We start from the raw sequence: 3725 nt of genomic DNA, 5'->3' as shown, positions 1-3725 counted from the left end.
CTCGCGCTGAGTCCGAGAAACCGGGTTTCTATGGCAATTGACGTATTTTCACGAGATTTTACGCAGAAACCCGGTTTCTGAGTCTCTCGCGCTGAGTCCAAAAAAGTCCTTACGACAAACCAGTCGATCGCAATTCCATCTATTTTTATCACTAAATCCGTGTCATAATTCGTGTCTTAGCGCAACAGACCAAGGGAAAAAAATATGATTATTGTCATGAAAGCCGGCACTCCAGCAGCCGAGATCGATCGCCTAGACGAAGAACTCCGCACTAGCTGGGGTTTGACACCAGAAAAAATCGTCGGGCGTTACAAAACCGTCATGGGTTTAGTCGGCGACACCGTTGAGCTCGAACCGATGCAACTGCGCGAAATGAGCACTTGGATTGAGGAAGTGCTGCGCGTCGAAAAACCCTACAAACGCGCTTCTCTAGAATACCGCCAAGGTGAACCCAGCGCCGTAGAAGTTGCTACTCCTTTGGGAACTGTGACGATTGGCTTAAATCACCCGATCGCAGTCGTAGCAGGCCCTTGCTCGGTCGAAAACGAAGAAATGATTGTCGAGACCGCAATGCGCGTCAAAGCTGCTGGCGCTCAATTTTTGCGCGGTGGAGCCTACAAACCGAGAACTTCCCCCTACGCTTTCCAAGGCCACGGCGAGAGTGCTTTGGGATTGCTAGCTGCGGCGCGGGAAGCTAGCGGTTTGGGAATTATTACCGAAGTTATGGATGCGGCCGACTTAAGTGCGATCGTGGAAGTAGCCGACGTAGTTCAAGTCGGAGCCCGAAATATGCAGAATTTCTCGCTGTTGAAGAAAGTCGGAGCTCAAGACAAACCAATTTTGCTGAAGCGCGGCATTTCCGCCACCATTGAAGAATGGTTGATGGCTGCCGAGTATATCATGGCTGCTGGCAATCCCAACGTGATTTTGTGCGAGCGCGGCATTCGCGGGTATGACAGGCAGTATACGCGCAATACGCTGGATTTGTCGGCGGTTCCAGTGCTGCGGACTCTGACTCACTTACCGGTGATGGTTGACCCCAGTCACGGCACCGGTTGGGCGCAGTTTGTACCTTCGATGGCCTTTGCGTCGATCGCCTCGGGTACAGATTCGCTGATGATAGAAGTGCACCCGAATCCGAAAAAAGCCTTGTCTGACGGGCCGCAATCGTTAACACCGGATCAGTTCGACAAGTTGATGGAAGAATTGGCTGTAATTGGTAAAGTCATGAAACGTTGGCCACAACCCGTGCCAGTTTTGGCATAGAAACAGGCGAAACGCCCAAGCTAAAATGCGATCGCGGTTAAATCCCCGATTTCTTTAAGAAGTCGGGGATATTTTTATGCTGTTTTTGGAATAGAGTCCGAGGGGCGATCGCACTTCTAGGAATGTTGGTAAATTTTGTATAATAGACATATCAATTAATTAGCGAGAGGGCTAGGAGTCATGGTAGGCATCGGAACCAAACTCACTTTAGCAGAATTTCTAGCTTTGCCCGACGGAGACGTATATTATGAGTTTGTAGATGGTGAAGCAGTTCCTAAAGTGTCTCCAAAATTTTTTCATTCCAGTTTACAGGGAGCTTTGTGTCTCCTAATTCGTGAATGGTGTAGAGGAAGGGGGCGAGTGCTTCCAGAATGGGCGATTTTGTTAAAACGTCAGGCTAAAGATTGGGCACCGGTTCCCGATTTGACGTACATTTCTTATGCGCGTCTGCCGAAAAGTTGGCGGCGGAATCAAGCTTGTCCCGCAATTCCTGAACTGGTGATTGAGATTATCTCTCCCGATCAAACGATGAAGGAATTTGAAGAGAAGGCGAAAGATTATTTAGCAGCGGGTGTGACGCGAGTTTGGGTAATCGATCCAGAAGCTATTTTAATCAGAAGCTTTTTCCCCGATGGTTCGAGTCAAATTTATACGGATAATACACCGATTGTGGACGATCTGCTGCCTGGTTTGGAGTTAACGACTCGGCAGATTTTTGAAGAAGCGGAATTGATTGATTAAGTGCGATCGCTCTGATTCAAAATAGCCTCAATTTGATTTTGTACTTGTTCGAGTTCTCGACGTTTGTCAGCCAGCCAAACCTTTTCGGCTTCGCATTCTGCTTGATTTTGGCGATCGCGCCTTTATTCTTCCTATTTTCACAAATTATAGCATTTATCAGAAAGATGAGGTATGACTGTAAATGGAGTTTTTGATGCGACGTTGCTTAATATGTAATAGATATCAGAGGGCTAAAGCCCAACAACGTACCTCACTTTTACGACGTTGCTTAATATGTAATAGATATCAGAGGGCTAAAGCCCAACAACGTACCTCACTTTTACGACGTTGCTTAATATGCAATAGATATCAGAGGGCTAAAGCCCAACAACGTACCTCACTTTTTTTGAGAACCGCTATAACTCCAAAGTTTGCTCAGACACCTCTAATTCTGCGTGTTTCAATCGCTCCTGAATTGACATAGCCTGCAATTTTTCACTTATTTTATATAAATCCACTTTCGGATAATCGCCCTTAAATAGCGGAATTAGAGACTCAACAACCGCAGCGATTCCCTGTGGCGGTACAGCATTCCCAATCTGTCGGCGCACTTCGGTAACAGAACCTTCAAATACAAAATCATCGGGAAAAGTTTGCAGTCTCGCCCTCTCCCGATTTGTCAGTGCACGCGGTTCTGGATAATGATAACCCCAGGTTCCGCCACCTCCACCAGCAATGATTGTAGATGATGGTTTCTCGGGATGAATTCGCCGATAAACGTGGCTGATCATGCCTTTTACATAGTAGGGACTATCTTTGGGAATATCTGAAAAATTTCCTCCGGCTTTGATTCGATTCAAAATTTCAACGGTGCGATCGCGAATTTGATGATTTTGGTTATTTTCCACAACTTGCTCGACATCCTTGAGTGCTTCGCCCGCTGTGCGATAAGCATTTTGGCGATTGGGCCCGTATTGTGCTTGAGGATGCACGAAATCAAATCCTGTATCCATCCGAATGCCAACTAACAAGACTCTTTGCCGAAATTGCGGAACTCCGTAATCGGCAAAGTTGTAAAGTTTAGGTTTGACTAAATAACCCGGTGCAATGCTTTCAAAGTCGGAAATGATTTGTTTGATTGCTTGGTAATTATTGGCGCTTAATAAACCTTTGACATTTTCCGCGACAAAAGCTTTGGGCTTTTTCTTGTTGACAAAATCGAGGAAGTATGTATATAAATTGCCTCTGGTTCCTTCAAGTCCGGGCCGCTTCCAAATGAGGGAGAAATCTTGACAGGGAAAGCCTCCTATACATATTTCTGCTTCGGGAAGTTGTGCAATGTCTATGTTTTCTATGCTGTCGTTGACTATGACAGCGGCAATGTTGTTGCTGAAAGTTTTGCAGGCGTATTGATTGGAGTCGATCGCCCAAACTACATCAAACCCAGCTTTGTGGAACGGCAAATCCATACCGCCGCAACCGGAAAACAAGGATATCAGTTGCGGTTTGGTTTTCCAGGTTACGTCTTTGAGGCGTTCGAGTGACATATTAGTTCGCAGTGGGACAATAGCCGGCTGAATGCCCGCAACACCAGAGTCTGATTATACCAAATAGTTGTCAGGTGTGATGTGCAAAAGGTACTAAGGGACTTCCAAATAAATAATCATGCCAATACTGGCTCAGGGCGGTAAAAAATATCGATAAACCATTTACCGAGATTCAAGGGTTTGTCGTTGACC

The 3725-nt window shown here is 46.1% G+C and carries 3 protein-coding genes; 2 read left to right on the top strand and 1 reads right to left on the bottom strand.

All coding sequences use genetic code 11. The annotated features are described in order from the left end of the window. The first annotated feature begins 204 nt into the window (after positions 1-204). Positions 205-1266: a 3-deoxy-7-phosphoheptulonate synthase gene (gene aroF, locus JGK11_RS14930; RefSeq protein ID WP_293174394.1), complete on the top strand. Its 1062-nt coding sequence runs from the start codon at positions 205-207 to the stop codon at positions 1264-1266. 180 nt (positions 1267-1446) lie between these two features. Continuing rightward, a complete protein-coding gene (locus JGK11_RS14925) occupies positions 1447-2007 on the top strand; it encodes a Uma2 family endonuclease (RefSeq protein ID WP_293212168.1) in 561 nt (186 codons plus the stop codon). Positions 2008-2402: 395 nt separating this feature from the next. Here JGK11_RS14925 and JGK11_RS14920 read toward each other — a convergent pair whose 3' ends face one another. After that, positions 2403-3533: a DNA cytosine methyltransferase gene (locus JGK11_RS14920; protein WP_293212167.1), complete on the bottom strand. Its 1131-nt coding sequence runs from the start codon at positions 3531-3533 to the stop codon at positions 2403-2405. Positions 3534-3725 lie beyond the last annotated feature (192 nt).

It is taken from the genome of Microcoleus sp. PH2017_34_RAT_O_A (genome assembly GCF_020737885.1).
In the GTDB taxonomy this organism is placed as follows: domain Bacteria; phylum Cyanobacteriota; class Cyanobacteriia; order Cyanobacteriales; family Microcoleaceae; genus Microcoleus.
This window is presented reverse-complemented; position numbering and strand designations above follow the sequence as displayed.